Annotated in this window: 18 protein-coding genes and 1 pseudogene; 11 read left to right on the forward strand and 8 right to left on the reverse strand. The window is 71.2% G+C overall.

Translation table 11 applies throughout. The annotated features are described in order from the left end of the window. The first annotated feature begins 14 nt into the window (after positions 1-14). Positions 15-1004, forward strand: a complete 990-nt coding sequence (locus ACFYWJ_RS31045; RefSeq protein ID WP_355276682.1) for an Acg family FMN-binding oxidoreductase — start codon at positions 15-17, stop codon at positions 1002-1004. A 3-nt stretch (positions 1005-1007) separates the two neighbouring features. On the opposite strand, the gene ACFYWJ_RS31050 is transcribed toward ACFYWJ_RS31045, so the two are convergent. Next, positions 1008-2690: a sulfate permease gene (locus ACFYWJ_RS31050; protein WP_355276680.1), complete on the reverse strand. Its 1683-nt coding sequence runs from the start codon at positions 2688-2690 to the stop codon at positions 1008-1010. A 209-nt stretch (positions 2691-2899) separates the two neighbouring features. Here ACFYWJ_RS31050 and ACFYWJ_RS31055 point away from each other — a divergent pair, with 209 nt between their 5' ends. The 3 genes from ACFYWJ_RS31055 to ACFYWJ_RS31065 all read left to right on the forward strand — a co-directional run bounded on the left by ACFYWJ_RS31055 (position 2900) and on the right by ACFYWJ_RS31065 (position 6268). Beyond that, on the forward strand, positions 2900-3544 hold the full coding sequence (locus ACFYWJ_RS31055) for a response regulator transcription factor (protein WP_355276678.1): 645 nt from the start codon (positions 2900-2902) through the stop codon (positions 3542-3544). A gap of 39 nt (positions 3545-3583) precedes the next feature. After that, the gene (locus tag ACFYWJ_RS31060; RefSeq protein ID WP_355276676.1) at positions 3584-5323 is read left to right on the forward strand and encodes a GAF domain-containing protein; all 1740 of its coding nucleotides are present in this window, start codon (positions 3584-3586) and stop codon (positions 5321-5323) included. An 87-nt stretch (positions 5324-5410) separates the two neighbouring features. Beyond that, complete coding sequence (locus ACFYWJ_RS31065) at positions 5411-6268, forward strand: universal stress protein (RefSeq protein WP_355276675.1); 858 nt, start codon at positions 5411-5413, stop codon at positions 6266-6268. 6 nt (positions 6269-6274) lie between these two features. Here ACFYWJ_RS31065 and ACFYWJ_RS31070 read toward each other — a convergent pair whose 3' ends face one another. Next, complete coding sequence (locus ACFYWJ_RS31070) at positions 6275-6982, reverse strand: hypothetical protein (RefSeq protein ID WP_355276673.1); 708 nt, start codon at positions 6980-6982, stop codon at positions 6275-6277. A 310-nt stretch (positions 6983-7292) separates the two neighbouring features. Between ACFYWJ_RS31070 and ACFYWJ_RS31075 the strand changes: the two are divergent. Both ACFYWJ_RS31075 and ACFYWJ_RS31080 read left to right on the forward strand, forming a co-directional pair. Then, positions 7293-7712 (forward strand): annotated as a pseudogene (locus ACFYWJ_RS31075) (MgtC/SapB family protein); the annotation flags it as partial. Positions 7713-7788: 76 nt separating this feature from the next. Continuing rightward, positions 7789-8370, forward strand: a complete 582-nt coding sequence (locus ACFYWJ_RS31080; RefSeq protein ID WP_355276671.1) for a TerD family protein — start codon at positions 7789-7791, stop codon at positions 8368-8370. Here the strand turns inward: ACFYWJ_RS31080 and ACFYWJ_RS31085 are convergent, their stop codons facing one another. Continuing rightward, positions 8371-9225, reverse strand: coding sequence for an AraC family transcriptional regulator (locus tag ACFYWJ_RS31085; protein ID WP_355276669.1), 855 nt, complete (start codon positions 9223-9225; stop codon positions 8371-8373). 144 nt (positions 9226-9369) lie between these two features. On the opposite strand from ACFYWJ_RS31085, the gene ACFYWJ_RS31090 reads away from it, so the two are divergent. The 3 genes from ACFYWJ_RS31090 (at position 9370) to ACFYWJ_RS31100 (ending at position 10903) form a co-directional block, all read left to right on the forward strand. Then, positions 9370-9906 carry a carboxymuconolactone decarboxylase family protein gene (locus ACFYWJ_RS31090; RefSeq protein WP_355276667.1) on the forward strand — a complete coding sequence of 179 codons (537 nt, stop codon included), beginning with the start codon at positions 9370-9372 and terminating at the stop codon, positions 9904-9906. A gap of 120 nt (positions 9907-10026) precedes the next feature. After that, positions 10027-10362: a hypothetical protein gene (locus ACFYWJ_RS31095; protein ID WP_355276665.1), complete on the forward strand. Its 336-nt coding sequence runs from the start codon at positions 10027-10029 to the stop codon at positions 10360-10362. Positions 10363-10390: 28 nt separating this feature from the next. Continuing rightward, entirely contained in the window at positions 10391-10903 is a 513-nt protein-coding gene (locus ACFYWJ_RS31100) for a DUF1990 domain-containing protein (protein WP_355276663.1), read from the forward strand. Positions 10904-10910: 7 nt separating this feature from the next. Here ACFYWJ_RS31100 and ACFYWJ_RS31105 read toward each other — a convergent pair whose 3' ends face one another. After that, positions 10911-11948, reverse strand: a complete 1038-nt coding sequence (locus tag ACFYWJ_RS31105) for a beta-ketoacyl-ACP synthase 3 (protein WP_355276661.1) — start codon at positions 11946-11948, stop codon at positions 10911-10913. Positions 11949-12037: 89 nt separating this feature from the next. Between ACFYWJ_RS31105 and ACFYWJ_RS31110 the strand changes: the two genes are divergently transcribed. Continuing rightward, entirely contained in the window at positions 12038-12619 is a 582-nt protein-coding gene (locus ACFYWJ_RS31110) for a TetR/AcrR family transcriptional regulator (protein WP_355276659.1), read from the forward strand. Here the strand turns inward: ACFYWJ_RS31110 and ACFYWJ_RS31115 are convergent. Both ACFYWJ_RS31115 and ACFYWJ_RS31120 read right to left on the reverse strand, forming a co-directional pair. Continuing rightward, positions 12616-13512 (reverse strand): alpha/beta hydrolase, encoded by an 897-nt coding sequence (locus ACFYWJ_RS31115; protein ID WP_355276657.1) that lies wholly within the window; start codon positions 13510-13512, stop codon positions 12616-12618. The two genes, ACFYWJ_RS31110 and ACFYWJ_RS31115, sit on opposite strands and share 4 nt — an antisense overlap. Before the next feature lie 58 nt (positions 13513-13570). Continuing rightward, positions 13571-14119, reverse strand: a complete 549-nt coding sequence (locus ACFYWJ_RS31120) for a YaeQ family protein (RefSeq protein WP_355276655.1) — start codon at positions 14117-14119, stop codon at positions 13571-13573. Positions 14120-14174: 55 nt separating this feature from the next. Between ACFYWJ_RS31120 and ACFYWJ_RS31125 the strand changes: the two genes are divergently transcribed. Next, a complete protein-coding gene (locus ACFYWJ_RS31125; protein WP_355276653.1) occupies positions 14175-14609 on the forward strand; it encodes a hypothetical protein in 435 nt (144 codons plus the stop codon). Here the strand turns inward: ACFYWJ_RS31125 and ACFYWJ_RS31130 are convergent. Together ACFYWJ_RS31130 and ACFYWJ_RS31135 are read right to left on the reverse strand one after the other, a co-directional pair. After that, positions 14603-14944: an MmcQ/YjbR family DNA-binding protein gene (locus tag ACFYWJ_RS31130; RefSeq protein ID WP_355276651.1), complete on the reverse strand. Its 342-nt coding sequence runs from the start codon at positions 14942-14944 to the stop codon at positions 14603-14605. The genes ACFYWJ_RS31125 and ACFYWJ_RS31130 overlap by 7 nt on opposite strands. Positions 14945-14984: 40 nt before the next feature. Then, a complete protein-coding gene (locus ACFYWJ_RS31135) occupies positions 14985-15503 on the reverse strand; it encodes a hypothetical protein (protein WP_355276650.1) in 519 nt (172 codons plus the stop codon). Positions 15504-15526: the final 23 nt, after the last annotated feature.

Raw genomic sequence — 15526 nt, forward strand, 5'->3', positions numbered from 1 at the left:
CCAGGCTGGATGACATGACCGAGCAAACGGTTCCCCCGATCCCCGACCACCCCACGGTGCGCGCGGCGATCCGGCTCGGGTGCCGGGCGCCGTCAGTGCACAACACCCAGCCGTGGCGCTGGGTCTTCGACGGCACCGCGCTGGAGCTGTGGCGCGACCCCACCCGCGTGCTCACCGAGGCCGACCCGACCGGACGGCAGGCCGTGATCAGCTGCGGCGCCGCGCTGCACCATGTGCGGACCGCGTTCGCCGCCGCCCACTGGCACACCGAGGTCACCCGGCTGCCCGATCCCGACCGCCCGGATCTGCTGGCCCGCATCGAGTTCGCGCCGTGGCCCGATCCGCCGATCGGCGAGCTGCGCCGCGCGGAGGCGATCGACCGCCGCTACACCGACCGGCTGCCGATGGCGGCGCCGATCGGCCTGTCCTCGGTGATGTCCACCGTCGGCGCACTCGTCGCGCCGCACGATCTCGACGTGGATGTGCTGCCGGAGGACGCCCGTCCCCGGTTGACCACCGCGTCCGAGCAGGCCGACGCCCTGCGCACCTACGACATGCAATACCAGGCCGAACTGCGCTGGTGGGCGGGACATTCCGAGAAATCCGACGGCGTCCCGCCGACCGCGCTCGCCTCGGAATCCGAGCGCGCCAGGGTGGGTGTCGCACGCGCGTTCCCGGCACCGGGGCGCTCGGCGCGACGCGGCGAGCTCGACGACGATCACGCGCGCCTCGCCGTGCTGTCCACCGGTGCGGAAGCGACGCTGGACTGGCTGCGGGCGGGCGAGGCGCTCTCGGCGGTGCTGCTCGAGTGCACCGCGGCGGGCCTGTCGACCTGCGCGCTGACCCACATCACCGAACTCCCCGCGAACCGGCGCCTGCTGGCCGGCCTGGCCGGGCGGCCGGGTGCCCCGCAGGTCGTCGTCCGGATCGGCATCGCCCCCGGCGACGAACAGCATCCGCCCACCCCGCGGCGCCCGCTGACCGAGGTGCTCACCGAGAAGTAGCGGTCAGGCGTCGGCCCGGAAGGCCTCGATCGCGGTGGGCAGGGTGGGAAACAGCAGGTCGGGACCGATGCGCTCGGTGAGACCGGACGCGTCAAGATCGTCGCGCAGATCCTGTTTGACCCGCGCCATCGCGAAAACCACCCCGCGAGAGGTCAATTCGTCGCGGACCTGCTCCACGGCGTCGAGCGCGGTGAGGTCGACCTCGACATTGGCTTCGGCGTTGAGCACGAACCAGCGCACCGGTTCGCCGCTGCGCTCGGTCCACCAGTCGACCGCGGCCAGCGCGCGCTTGCGGAAGTCCTCGGCGTTGGCGAAGCACAGCGGCGCGTCGTAGCGGTACACCACCAGTCCGGCCAGCGGTGTCGCCTCGGGGTAGTCGTCCACGTCGTGCATGCCGTCGAGGCCGGGGACGAAGCCGAGGACGGCATCGTGGCCGCGGGCGATCCGGCGCAGCAGGTCGAACACCGACAGCGCGATCGCGACGAGCACGCCGTAGAGGACGCCGAGCACCAGCACCGCGGCGACGGTGCCGAGCGCGAGGAACAGCTCGCTGCGCCGGAACCGGGCGATCCGGCGGAACTCGCGCACGTCGATCAGCCGCAGCGCCGCGTAGACGACCAGCGCGCCCAGCGCCGCCGAGGGGAATTGGGCGAGCAGCCCGGTCGCACCGAACAGCACGACCAGCACCGACACGAGGGTGACCAGGGCGTAGAGCTGAGTGCGCGCGCCCATCAGGTCGGCGATGGTGGTGCGACTGCCGCTACAGCTCACCGGGAAACCGTGGGTGAACGCGGTGGCCACATTCGTCGCGCCGAGACCAGCCAGTTCGGCGTTGGCCTGCACGCGCTCGCCGTGCCGGGCGGCGAAGGCCCGCGCGGTCAGCGCGTTGTCGGAGAAGCCGACGACGGCGATGCCGACCGCGGGCAGCAGCAGGGCCACCACATCGTCGAAGGCGATGGCGGGCAGCCCCGGCACCGGCAGCCCGGCGGGCACCTCCCCGACGACATCGATGCCGAAGCGCTGCAACGAGAACACCCCGACCGCCAGCGCCGCGGCCAGCACCGCGATGAGCGGGCCCGGCGCGCGTGGCGCCCACCGCGCCATGATCAGCAGGGCCGCCAGCACGGTACCGGCCAGGAGCGCGGTGGCCGGATGCCACTGCGCGAGGTTGGACACGAACGATCGCACCTGGTCCAGGACGGACTCCCCCTCGACCGGCACACCGGTGACGGACTCCAGCTGACCGGCGATCATCAATCCGGCGGTGCCCGCCAGATACCCGACGAGGACCGGCCGGGACAGCAAATCGGCCAGTACCCCGAGCCGCGCCAGCGCCGCGACCAAGCACAGCACCCCGACCAGCAGCGCCAGCAGCGCGGCCAGCGCCGCGTAGCGGGACGGGTCGCCCGCGGCCAGCGGCGCCAGCGCGACCGCCGTCATCAGCGCGGTCGTCGACTCGGGGCCGACCGAGAGCTGTCGCGAGGTCGCCAGCAGCGCGTACACCGCCAGCGGCCCGATCGTGGCCCACAACCCGACCACCGGCGGCAGCCCGGCGACGGTCGCGTACGCCATCACCTGGGGGATCAGATAGGCGGCGACGGTCACGCCCGCGACCACGTCCGAACGCAGCCACGCGCGCCGATAGTTCCGGAACTGCCGCAGACCGGGCAGTGCGCGCTCCAACACAGTGCGAACATTGTGCGCCGTCGCGGCCGCGCGCGGCGCCGACGTCACCGGATCGGGACGCGAGTCCCACTCCCGGAGGACCTTCGGCCCTGCCCCCGGCCACCCGCCGGGGGCAGGCTCGAAGCATGATCGGCTACCTGCGGTGTCCCCGGCCGGCGAGGACGGCGGACAATGGAACGCGACGGTCGGTCTTCGAGAGAGGGTCAGCGATGATCACGGTGTTCCTGGTCGACGATCACGAGATCGTCCGGCGCGGCGTGGGTGACCTGATCGCGCTCGAATCCGATCTCGGGGTGGTCGGTGAGGCGGGTACCTGCGCGGAGGCGCTGGCCCGCATCCCCGCGCTGCGACCCGACGTCGTCGTGCTCGACGTGCGCCTGCCCGACGGCAACGGCATCGAGCTGTGCCGCGAACTGCTCTCGGCCGACCCGGCGCCGCGCTGCCTGATCCTCACCTCGTTCACCGACGAACAGGCCATGCTCGACGCGATCCTGGCCGGCGCCAGCGGCTACGTGGTCAAGGACATCCGCAGCCTGGAGCTGATCAACGCCGTGCGCGAGGTCGGCCACGGCAAATCGCTGCTGGACAACCGGGCCGCCGCCGCGCTGATGGCCAAGCTGCGCTCGGAGGCGGCGGAGAAGTCCGGACCGCTGGCGACGCTCACCGAACAGGAGCGCACGCTGCTGTCTCTGCTCGGCGAGGGCCTGACCAATCGGCAGATCGCCGCGCGCATGTTCCTGGCCGAAAAGACGGTCAAGAACTACGTCTCCCGGCTGCTGACCAAACTCGGCGTCGAGCGTCGCACCCAGGCCGCCGTCATGGCCGCCGACCTGGACCGACCGCCACGCGCATGACGTCGGCCACGGCGCCCCTGCCGTGGAAGAATGCCCGGCATGGACGACGAATCGGCGGCCGCGGGCCGGCCCCCGGTGACCGAGACCCTGTCCCAGCTGCGTCTGCGTGAACTGCTGACCGAGGTACAGGACCGGATCACCCAGATCGTCGACGTGCGCGACCGGATGGACCGGTTGATGGAGGCGATGCTCGTCGTCACGGCGGGCCTCGACCTGGACAACACCCTGCGTACCATCGTGCACACCGCGATCGAACTCGTCGACGCCCGCTACGGCGCGCTCGGCGTACGTGAAACCGACAAGACCAGCAACCAGCTCGCCGAGTTCGTCTACGAGGGCATCGACGACCGCACCCGCGTGCTGATCGGCGACCTACCGCGCGGGCACGGCGTGCTCGGGCTGCTCATCGCCGAGCCGAAACCGATTCGGCTGACCAACCTTTCGGACCACCCGTCCTCGGTGGGGTTCCCCGACCGGCATCCGCCGATGCGCACGTTCCTCGGCGTTCCGGTGCAGGTGCGCGGCGAGGTGTTCGGCAACCTCTATCTCACCGAGAAGGCCGACGGACTCGAGTTCACCGAGGACGACGAGGTGGTGGTGCAGGCGCTGGCCGCCGCCGCGGGCATCGCGATCGAGAACGCCCGCCTCTACGAGCAGTCGCGGATCCGGCAGCAGTGGCTGGAGGCGATCCGGGACGTGGCCACCGAACTGCTGGCGGGCAGCCCGTCCGAGGACGTGCTCGAGCTGATCGCCGAACGTGGCCGCTCCCTGACGAATTCGGCGTGCACCTTCCTGGCCCTGCCCGAGGACCCCGATGTCCCGTCCGAGGAGATCACCGAACTGGTGGTGGTCGCGGCGGCCGGTGCCGACGCCGGTGTCCTGGTCGGCAGGGCCATTCCGCTGACGGCGAGTTCGCCGGTGGCGGCGGCGTTCCGGTCGGGCCTGCCGGTCACCTCCGATGCCCCCGCCCACGATCCGGTCTTCGACTCGATCGCCGACTTCGGGCCGGCGCTCACCCTGCCGCTGCGGGCGAACGGCCTGGTCACCGGGGTCCTGACCACGGTGCTCCCGGCCGGGACCACCCCGCCCAGCGACGAGGACCAGGCGCTGATGACCACCTACGCCGACCAGGCGGCGGTGGCGCTGCAACTGGCCGCGACCCAGCGCCGGATGCGCGATCTGGACGTCTACGCCGACCGCGACCGGATCGCCCGTGGGCTGCACGATCACGTCATCCAGCGGCTGTTCGCGGTCGGCCTGTCGCTACAGGGCACGATGCAGCGGGTCCGGACGCCGGAGGTGCGGACCCGCCTGGACGAGACCATCGACGATATCCAGGCGATCGTGCAGGACATCCGGTACTCGATCTTCGACCTGCAATCGAACACCACCACCGACTCCTCGCAGTACCGGAAACGGCTGCACCACATCATCACCGAGATGACCGCCGAGACCGGGCTGCGCACCACGGTCCGGCTGGCCGGGCCGGTCACCGTGCTGGAGCCGCCGCTGTCGGATCACGTCGAGGCGGTGCTGCGCGAGGCGGTGAGCAATGTCGTGCGGCACGCGAAGGCGAACGCGGTCGCGGTGGAACTCGTGGTGCGCGACGAGGTGACGATCGAGGTCGCCGACGACGGCATCGGCATCTCGCCCGAGGTGACCCGGCGCAGCGGACTGGCCAATCTGGCCGCCAGGGCCGCGGCCGCCGGCGGCGTCTTCACCGCCACCGCGCGGCCCGAGGGCGGCACGCTGCTGCGCTGGTCGGCCCCGCTGGACTGAGGGACCAAAGTCCCTGCGGCCCAGGTCCTGCGACCCTGTCCCGGCCCGGCGTCCGGGGCGCAGGGTGGACTCGAGAGAGAGGCCGTCATGTCCCTTCCCGAGTACCCGGGCCGCCCGGTCGTCGCCGGTGTCGACGGTTCGGCGCAGTCGCTGATCGCGGTGCGCTGGGCCGCCGACTACGCCGTTCACCACGGAGCACCGCTGGAGCTCGTCTACGCCGTCGAGATCCCGATCGACTACGGGCCGGGACTCAGCGGTCCGCTCTTCGACGGTGAGGCGCTGCACGCGCACGGTGAGTCCGTGGTCGCGGAGGCGGCGGCGCTGGTCGCCACCGACCGGCTCACCGTCGGCACGGCCGTCGAGGTCGGGGACGCGCGCGCGGTGCTGCGGGACCGCAGCGAACGGGCCGGGCTGGTGGTCGTCGGCTGCCGGGGACTCGGTGCGTTGCGGCGCACACTGCTCGGCTCGGTCAGCACCGCGATCGCCCGGCACGCCGCGTGCCAGGTCGCGGTGGTGCCGGAGGCACCGGTCACCGCCGGTGCGGTGGTCGTGGGTGTCGACGGTTCCGGGGTCAGCGCGGACGCGATCGCGGTCGCCTTCGACGAGGCGAGCAGGCGCGGGGTCCGGGTGATCGCGGTGCACGCCTGGTCGGAGTTCTTCCGCTACGAATCGCGGGCGACGATGCGGGCCGAGGCCGAGGCGGAGCTCTCGGCGAGCCTGGCGGGCTATCGCGAGAAGTATCCCGAGGTGTCCGTCGAGCGCATCGCCGTCGAGGACCGCCCCGCCCGAGCGATCCTCACCGCCGCCGCTGGCGCGCAGCTGATCGTGGTCGGCAGCCACGGCCGCGGCGGTTTCGCCGACGCCGCGCTCGGCTCGGTCGCCCAGGCCGTCCTCCACGGCACCACCTGCCCGCTGATCATCACCCGCCCGGAATCCCCGCGCTGATCGGGGTCACCGCGAGCCGGTGTGCGGTGGCGGCCGGTGCTCGTCCTGCGCCACCGCGCTGCCGAGGTCGGCGAGGAACGCCTTCCAGGTGTACAGCTCGACGCCGGCCCGGCGCGCCGCGTCGTGCGCGTCGGGCCCGAATCCCGTCGCCGCGGGGTTGCTCGACGCGATGGCGTCGATGGCGAGGGCGCGGTGTTCGGCCACCAGGCTCCGCACCTCCCCCGCGGTCAGCTCGTATTCCTTCGTGATCACGACCCGTCTGGTCCCGGCCGCGACGGCGCCGAGCACCACCTCGTAGGCCCGTTTCGCGATCCGCCCGAACCCCTCCACCCCCGCGTGCCGGGCCAGGCCGTTCTCGATGAAGATCCGCTCACTCGTGCGCGCGCTCGCCACGTCCGCGTGCCGCAGCGCGAACAGCAGGTCACCGAGCGAGCCGAGGCCGATGCCCAGCACGTCGGCGCGGTGATAGGTCTGATGGGCGATCGGGCTCGACCGGGTGCCCACCACGAAGTCGACCTCCGGGATCTGCGCGCAGACCGCGTCCAGATCCGCGGCGGTGAACTCGGCCGCCGACCGCTCCAGGCACACCACGATCGCGGGCCCGCACGTCGGCATCCGCTCGACGATCAAGACCTGCTCACCCTCGGGCCGTGTCCGGTAGGTGGCGCCCCTCGACTCCTCCACCTTCTCGGCGATCCACTCGCGGGTGTCCATTCGCTTCCCTCCCGGCCATGGCTCCCCTGCGCCCACCCCTCGATTGTATGGCGCGAAACATGTTGGTAATCAAAAGAACTCGATCGTTACCGATATTCGGGTTGCGGAATCCGGTAACCGGGGGTTTACTGGGCCCTCGATCGGCACCCGGCACCGCCGGGTGCGCGGGTACACGCCGCGAAGTGGGCGAAAGGAGGTGGTTGTCGTGTCCGACGGAAGTCATCGAGCTGTGCTGTCCTTCGTTCACCCGGCGATCGCCTCCGCGACTGCGCGGTAGCGACGCCACCACCCGCCGAAAGGTGTGGTCGTCATGTCGACTCTGGAAATGCTGCTTCGTCTCGGCGCCGGCATCGGTCTCGGTGCGCTGATCGGGATCGAGCGGCAATATCGCGCCCGGATGGCCGGGCTGCGGACCAACGCGCTCGTCGCCGCGGGATCCGCACTCTTCGTCCTGCTGTCCGCCAACGGTTTCCACGGCGCCGACGCCGACCCGACGCGGGTGGCGGCGCAGATCGTCTCCGGCATCGGGTTTCTCGGCGCCGGGGTGATCCTGCGCGACGGCGTCAATATCCGCGGGCTGAACACCGCGGCCACGCTGTGGTGCGCGGCGGCGGTGGGCGCGCTCGCCGGCGCGGGCATGTACGCCACCGCGGCGGCGGGCACGGTCGCCGTCGTCGTCACCAATGTCGCGCTGCGGGCGGCGGGGCGCGCGGTGGACCGGCAGCCGGAGCCCGAAACGGCGGGTGAGCGTGTCGAGTGAATTCTGTTGCCCTGCACCCCGCTCCGCGAGTCCGTAGCCTGGATTCGTGATTACGCTGAAGAAGGAAGACGGCGCGGCCGACCTCGCCGGCATCACCAAGATGAGCGTGGGGGTGAGCTGGGATCCGTCGGCCGGATCCAGCGGCGGCCTGCTCGGCATCGCCCGGCGCAAGCGCGGTGTCGACCTGGATCTGATCGCCATTCTGTTGCAGGGCGGCGAACCCGTCCGGTTCGCCGGGCTGGATTCGCTGAATCCGCTGGGCAACGGCGCGGTGGTGCACACCGGTGACGAGCAGACCGGCGCCGCCGCGGGCGACGACGAGACCGTGCACGTCACCTTCGCCGAGGTCCCGCCCGGCATCGACGCGATCGTGTTCGTCGCCGCCGCCTTCAAGAAGGGTTCCTCGTTCGAGAAGGCGAACAACGTCTCGTTCAAGATCTACGACGCCACCGGCGCCGACAGCCAGCCGGTCGCCGACATCTGGCCCTCGCTGCTCGGCCAGGAGAACGCCAACGCGATCGCCAGGGCGTTCCGCAACGGCCCGGTCTGGCAGCTGGAAGTGCTCGACCGCAAGGGCAAGATCAAGCAGGGCGACCGCCAGGCCCTGCTGCGCTTCGCGATCCAGTAGTCAGTCGCCGAGCTCGGCCAGCCAGGCCGTCGGCGACCGGCCGATCCGCTGGGTGAAGACCCGCGACAGGGCCGAGCTGTTGGCGTAACCGAGCTCGGCGGCAACGGCTTTCACCGAATGCCCGGCCTGCAGCCGCAGCTGGGCGAGCGCGAGCCGCCACGCGGTCAGATAGTCCAGCGGGGTCTGGCCGAGGACGGCCCGGAACCGGGCCGCGAAGGCGCTGCGCGACATCGCCGCGTGCCGGGCCATGCTCGCGAGCGTCCAGTCGCTGCCCGGCGCCTCGTGCAGGGCGAGCAGCGTCGGGGCGAGCTGCGGATCGGCGATGCCGGTGAGCAGGCCGGGTGGCATCGCGACGTCACCGGGGTGATCGAGCAGCCAGCGCAGCAGTTGCAGGAGCACCACTTCGAAGAGGCGATCCGCGAGCACCCGGTGCCCGCACCGATGCCGGTCGATCTCACCGAACAGCAGTTCCAGCGCCTGATCGAGCCCCTCGACCCGCGCGAGCGGGACGACGATCACCGGCGGCAGCGCCCTGGCGAGCGGATGCTCGGCGCCGCCGTCGAAGTCAACGGTGGCACAGGCGAAATCGGTGTCGCCGCAGGCGTCGGTATGGAAGACGTGCGCCAGCGGCCGCGGATAGAACACGACGCTCGGCTCGGCCACCTCCAGCCGGTGCGTCGCGCCGAGCGGATCGCGGTGCTCGACGGTCATCCGCCCGGCGCGAATCAGATGCAGGAACCCCCGCCCCCGCTCGGCGCCGAATCGCGTGACGCCGCACAGCGGTCCGGTGTGCAGCACGTGCGCACGCACCCGGAACTGTTCGAGCAGTGGGGACAGCCGATCGACCGAAGACATCCCCCAAAGTTAGACGATCCGGTACGCATCACGGACTTTTGGTACCTTTTCGACCGATTTCGACGACGAGGCTGGAGGCATGCCCAGGCATCCACCGGAGCCGATCGGTCCCGGTGGCAACCCCCGCACCACGGAGGAATCACCATGTCGCACGTCTCGCTCATCGCCCGGACCGACACCACGGGCGGCACTCGCGAGCTGCTCGATCAGATCGACGGCGCCTTCGGCACCACCCCGGCCATGTTCCGGGCGGTGGCGAATTCGCCCGCGGCACTGCGCAGTATGTGGGGGTCGTTCACCGCGCTCGGCGAAGGCACCTTCGGCCCGGCCCTGACCGAGCTGATCGCGGTGGCCGTGGCCAATCGCAACAGTTGCGAATACTGCCTGGCCGCGCACACCGGCCTCGGCCGCAAGGCCGGGCTGTCCGCCGACGCGCTGTCCGCAGCCCAGATCGGCGCTGCCGACGACCCCAAGACGGCCGCGCTGCTCGGGCTCGCGCTGGAGCTGGTCGAGCAGCGCGGACACGTCGACGACGAGCACGTCGAGCGGGCGCGCGCGCTGGGCTGGACCGACGCCGAGCTCGTCGAACTCATCGCGCACGTGGCGCTGAACCTGTTCACCAACTACGTGAACGTGGCCCTGCGCGTGCCGGTCGACTTCCCGGTGGTCGCCCTGCGGTAGCCCACCCGCGATCCGCCGGGCGGGCGACCCGCCCGGCGGATCGGAGTGACTTTGCGAAGTTTGGTCAAGGGCACTCGATTTCCGTGTTCCCTGAATAGTTGCTGAGTTACCGTTTCCCGCATGGACGACATCGAGTTGGATTTGCCGAGCGTCGCTTCTGCCCATAACGCCGGACGAATTCTGGAAATCGGCGCGGTCGGTCTGCGCAACCCACTGCCCGTCGACGGCGAGCGGACACACGCCTACGTGTCCTGCGTCGACGGCACCACCCTGCGCCTGCCGGATTCGCTGCAGAACTGGGCGATGCAGACCCTCGCGGCGAACTACGACCTACGCTCCACCGGCCTACCCTCGCTGTTCCCGTGCCGCTTCGAATTCGGCATCCGCGACGGCGCCGCCTACGCGATCCCGGTCACCGAGCGGCGCGCCAAGCGCACCCCGCAGCCCACCGCCTGAGCTCCCTCGGCGCTCTATCGTCGACGGTATGCCCGCGGCACTCACCTATCACCCGGCGGGGGCGACCCGCCCCGCCGAAGAATCCTGGACGGCGGAACTCCCCGGGTTCCGCCGGTTCGAGACCTCGGTGGTGATCGGCCACGGCGACCACGTCTGGACCGCCGCGACCGACACGATCCTGCGCTGGGGCATCAAGCGCCGCAGCGGGTTTCGCGTGGCGCCCGACACCCCGGTGGTGACGGACGCCGACTACCGGATCACCGCGGGCTTCGGCCCGATCGTCGTGCACGAGCCGGTGCGGGTGGTGGCGGTCGTCGACACCGGCGACCGGTGCGGCTTCGCCTACGGCACCCTGCCCGGCCACCCGGTGACCGGCGAGGAGGCGTTCGTGGTGCACCGGCGCCCCGACGGTGCCGTTGTCCTCACCCTGCGCTCGCTGACCAGGCCCGCGCGGGCGGGCTGCTGGCGTGCGGCGTTCCCGATCCTGCTGCTCGCCCAGCGTGTCTACCGGCGCCGGTACCTGCGCGCGCTGGTGCGCTGAGCACCGCTCAGGCGATCGGCGGCAGATGCACCACCTGACCGGCGTAGGCCAGGCCCGCGCCGAAGCCGAGCAGCAGCGCGGTGTCGCCGGGCTTCGCGCCGCCGGAGCGCAGCAGCTGCTCCATCGCCATCGGGATCGAGGCGGCGCTGGTGTTGCCGGTCTCGATGATGTCGCGCGCGACGGCCACCGACTCGGGCAGCCCGAGGGTGCGCACCAGCGCGTCGGTGATGCGGATATTGGCCTGGTGCGGGACGAACGCGTCGAGGTCGGCCGCCGCGACCCCGGCCTGATCGAGCGCGGCCCGGCACGCCTTCTCCAGGAACGTCACGGCCCAGCGGAACACCTCGGTCCCGTTCATCCGGATGTACGGGCGCACCGACGTGCCGCCGTTCGCCTCCGCCTCCGCGACCTCGGCGAAGTACTCGAGGAAGTCCTTGTCCTGTTTGATCGCCGAGGTCCGGCTGCCGTCCGAACCCCACGCGACCGGGCCGATGCCCTCCTGCTCGGCCGCGCCGACGACCACCGCGCCCGCGCCGTCGGCGAAGATGAACGCGCAGCTGCGGTCGGAGGTGTCGAGCAGGTCCGACAGCCGCTCCACGCCGATCACCAGGACCTTGCGGGCCTGACCGGAACGCACCAGGTTCGCGGCGTCGCCCAGGGCGTAGCAGAAGCCCGCGCACCCGGCGGAGATGTCGTAGGCGGCGGTGTCGTCCATGCCGAGTTCGGTGGCGACGACCGCGCCCGCCGACGGGCCGAGCACCATCTGCGAGGAGGTCGCGAGCACGACGACATCGATCTCCGCGGCCGTGACGCCGGCCGCCGTCAGCGCGTCGCGAGCGGCCGCGACGCTCATCCCGACGATGGTCTCGTCGGGCTCGGCCCAGTGCCGGGCGGCGATCCCCGAGCGGGTCTTGATCCACTCGTCGGAGGAGTCGATGGCCTCGACGATCTCGGCGTTGGGCACAACCCGGCGCGGGCGATACACGCCGAGGCCGAGAATTCCCGTATGGGTGACCGGAACTGCGGTGGCGATGGGGGTGGGCATGGCATCCTCTCCATATGAACCGATCGGTTCACGCTGGAATAGGTCTAACATGGACCGATCGGTTCAATCAAGGGTTGGGAGGAGATCGGATGGCAGCCGGACCACGCGCCCGACTGATCGAACACACCATCAGCACCGTCCAGCAGCACGGCGTCCACGCGGCCGCGCTGAGTGAACTGCTCAAGCGCAGCAACACCTCACGCAACTCGCTGTATCAGCACTTCCCTTCGGGCAAGGGCGAATTGGTGCAGACCGCGGGCCGGATCGTCTCGCGACTGGTCTACTCGCACGTGAGCACCATGGCCGACGCGTTGCAGACGGCGCCGTCGGTGCAGCAGTGGCTCACCGACCTGCTCGCCTTCTGGCGCATCCCGCTGGAGAAGTCCGACTACAGCGCCGGCTCGTTCATGATGGCCGCCGCGCTGGACGAACTCGACCCGGCCGTCCAGTCCATCGCGGGCCAGGCCTTCGCCGAATGGACCGCGCGCCTGGCCGACGGCATCGTCGCGACCGGCATCGAACGCGCCACCGCCGTCTCACTGGCCGGGTTCCTGCTCACCACCATCGAGGGCACCATCGTGCACAGCCGCGCGCTCAAGTCCCCGCACCCGTTCGATCAGGCCGTCACCCAGCTCACCATCCTGCTCAACCTGCACCTGTCCCAGCGCTAGAGGTGGGCGCGCAGCGTCTCGACGATGGTGCGGCGGGCGGCGGCGCCCTCGGGGGTGGGGGTCAGCGGATAGACGTGGACCAGGCCGTCGGCCTCGTGATAGTCGACCTCGACGCCCGCCGCGCGCGCCTTGTCCACCAGCAGCCGGGTGTCGGGGTTGAGGATGTCGTAGGTGCCGCTGAACACGGTGAGCGGGCCGAGGCCGGCGTGGTCGCCGAACAGCGGGCTGACCATCGGATCGGTCATCGGCAGCTCGCCGCTCCACAGTCGGCCGAAGACCAGGCCGCCGTCGCGGCCGAGCCAGGGATCGAGCGGCAGCACCTCGGTGATCTGCGGATTCTCCAGCGTGAGGTCGAGCGCGGGTGAGATCAGGATCGTCCGCGGCAGGGTGATCGACCGGGTGTCGCGCAGGTGCAGTGCCGTCGAGAGGGCGATCTGGCCGCCCGCCGAGTCACCGGCCACGAAGGTGGTGCCATGCCGCTCCGCACTGGCGGCGACGATCTCGGCGAAGCGCGGAATCACCTGGGCGGCGGTGCCCGCCGGGATCAGCGGGTAGATCGGCACCGTGACGGTCAGCCGCAGCTGGGCGGCCAGCCGGGCCGCGAGCTGCCAGTGCTGCGGCGCGATCTCGCCGACCCAGCCACCACCGTGCGCGTAGACGAGCCCGCCGCGCGAGTCGCCGGTGGCCGGGGTCAGCGTGTAGACCGGCCAGCCGCGATCCTCGAGCTTCGACACCACGACGCCGCGCAACCGCTTGGGCGGGGCATAGTCCACCGGCGCCGCGCTCAGCTTGCGGACGTGCTCGCGCGCGGCCTCGGCGTCGATGTAGTTCCGGTTGCGCCGGGTGATCCGCAGGAAGGCGGGGAGCACGATCCGGCTCATCACACTGGGCACCGGCAACCTCCTGGTCAATCGTCCGAACCGAGGATAGGCCACCGACAGGGATCGCGGGTCAGACCTGGCCGAGCCGATGCTCGGTGACCTCGCCGCGCAGGCTGGTCCCGTTGAGATCCAGGTACAGCACACCCTCGGTGACCGACAGGCTCAGAGTGTTGCGGCGATCGATCAGCGGCACGGCCTCGTCGATGAAGGCGCGGTCGATGCCGTAGAGCGGGATGTCCTCGGCGCGGTGGATCTTCTTGCCCGCGTACTGCGCCAGCACCTTCGCCGGGTCGCGATGGGTGTAGACCGCCGCGCGACCGGCCAGCTTGCTGCCGCGATGCACGCGGTCGGCGTCCGGCGCGCCGACCTCGATCCAGGCGGTGACCCGGCCGGTGAGGTCGCGGATCTGCACGGCGGGTTCGTCGGTGGCCGAGATGCCGCCCTCGCTGAAGACGATGCCCTCCTCGTACTGCAGGCAGTAGGCGAGGATGCGGGTGAGCATGTACTCGAGGGTCTCCGAGGGATGACGGGCGACCCGCAGCTCGAGGTCCTCGTAGACGCCGCGGTCGACGTCGGCGAGCTGGACGGCGAAATGATGCAGGGTTGCGCTGAGTGCCATAGGAGTTCCGAGACTACCGCTTGCGCTCGACCGCCCCGACGGCCAGCATCTCCGCATGCGAATCACTCATGTTTCAGCAATAGCCGCCACGTTCCTCGCCCTCGGCGCGGGAACCGCTGCGGCAGTACCGAATCCGGCCGACACCCCGCGCCAGGCCATCGCCCGCGCCTACATCGACGCGCTGGTCTCGCACGACGCGAGCGCGGTGCCGTTCACCCCCGACGCCACCCGGGTCGAGGTCGGCTTCCAGACCGGGTACTCGGGCCCGCAGCTGAGCGCGGATCTCGAGAACGGACCGCAGTACCGGGTGATCCAGGGCGTGCGCGAGCTCACCATGTCCGAGTCCGGCGACACCGTCACCACCCGCTACCTGCTCGACACCGGCATCGCGGGCGTGCGGCTGACCACCGTCGAGATCGTCGAGACCTTCGTCATCCCCGACGACGCCATCCGCACCATCGAGGCCGACATCAGGCCGGCCGGCTACTGATCGGCGGCCTCGAGCAGGGCCCGCGGTGCGGCCAGCCGCCACGAGTCGGTGACGATCGCCGTCAGTTCCGCGCGATCGTCGAGGGCGGCCAGCCGGACCCGGACCCACGGATTGCCCGACTCGTGCGCGGCGATCCAGAACTTGTCCGGTTCCGCGACGACCAGTTCGTCGCGGTCCACGATCGGGCAGCGCACCGCCATCGAGGTCTCGTCCTCGGGCAAGGTCAGGAACAGTTTGCCCGCGACCTTGAAAATCGGCATGCCCCAGGCGAACTGCTCCACCGTCTCCGGTAGCGCGGCGACGATCGCCCGGACGTCCTCCCCAGTGGCCTTCATGACCGTCATCCTGCCAGCAGGCCCCGACAGCTCGCCGGGCTCACCGCTCGGCCAGCAGCGCCTTCCACCGCGCCCCGACCGGCCGGGCGACCGGAACGGCCCAGGCCGGGAGCGTCGCCCGGCGGCAGAACGCGACCGGTTCCACGGTGCCGGACACCCCGAACCAGGCGGTGGACGCGGGCCGGTCCAGCAGCGTGATGACCGCGACCGACACCACCACCGCGGGCAGCGTGAGCAGGCCGAACAGCGCCACACCGGCGATCAGCGCCGCCCCGTACCAGCCCAGCGCGTGCACGTACCGGCTGCGGTTGGCGAATTCGCTGGTGAGCACCGCGAGCAGCACCGTGCCGATCGCGGCGGCGTAGGCGAAACCCTCGTAGCGCAGCAGCAGGGCATCGGCGGGCAGCAGTTCCGTGGCCGGAATGGTGACCAGCGCGAGGCCGGTGCAGTAGACGGCCTGCCACACCGCCAGCTGCTGGGCCCGCCGGACCTCGCGCGGACGCCCGTCGGGCGCGTCCAGCGAGAGGGCGACGGAATCGAGAATCCCGAGTCCGAACATCGAGCGACCTTTCCCGCGTGCCG

The sequence above is a fragment of the Nocardia sp. NPDC003269 genome, from assembly GCF_042888005.1.
GTDB lineage: Bacteria > Actinomycetota > Actinomycetes > Mycobacteriales > Mycobacteriaceae > Nocardia.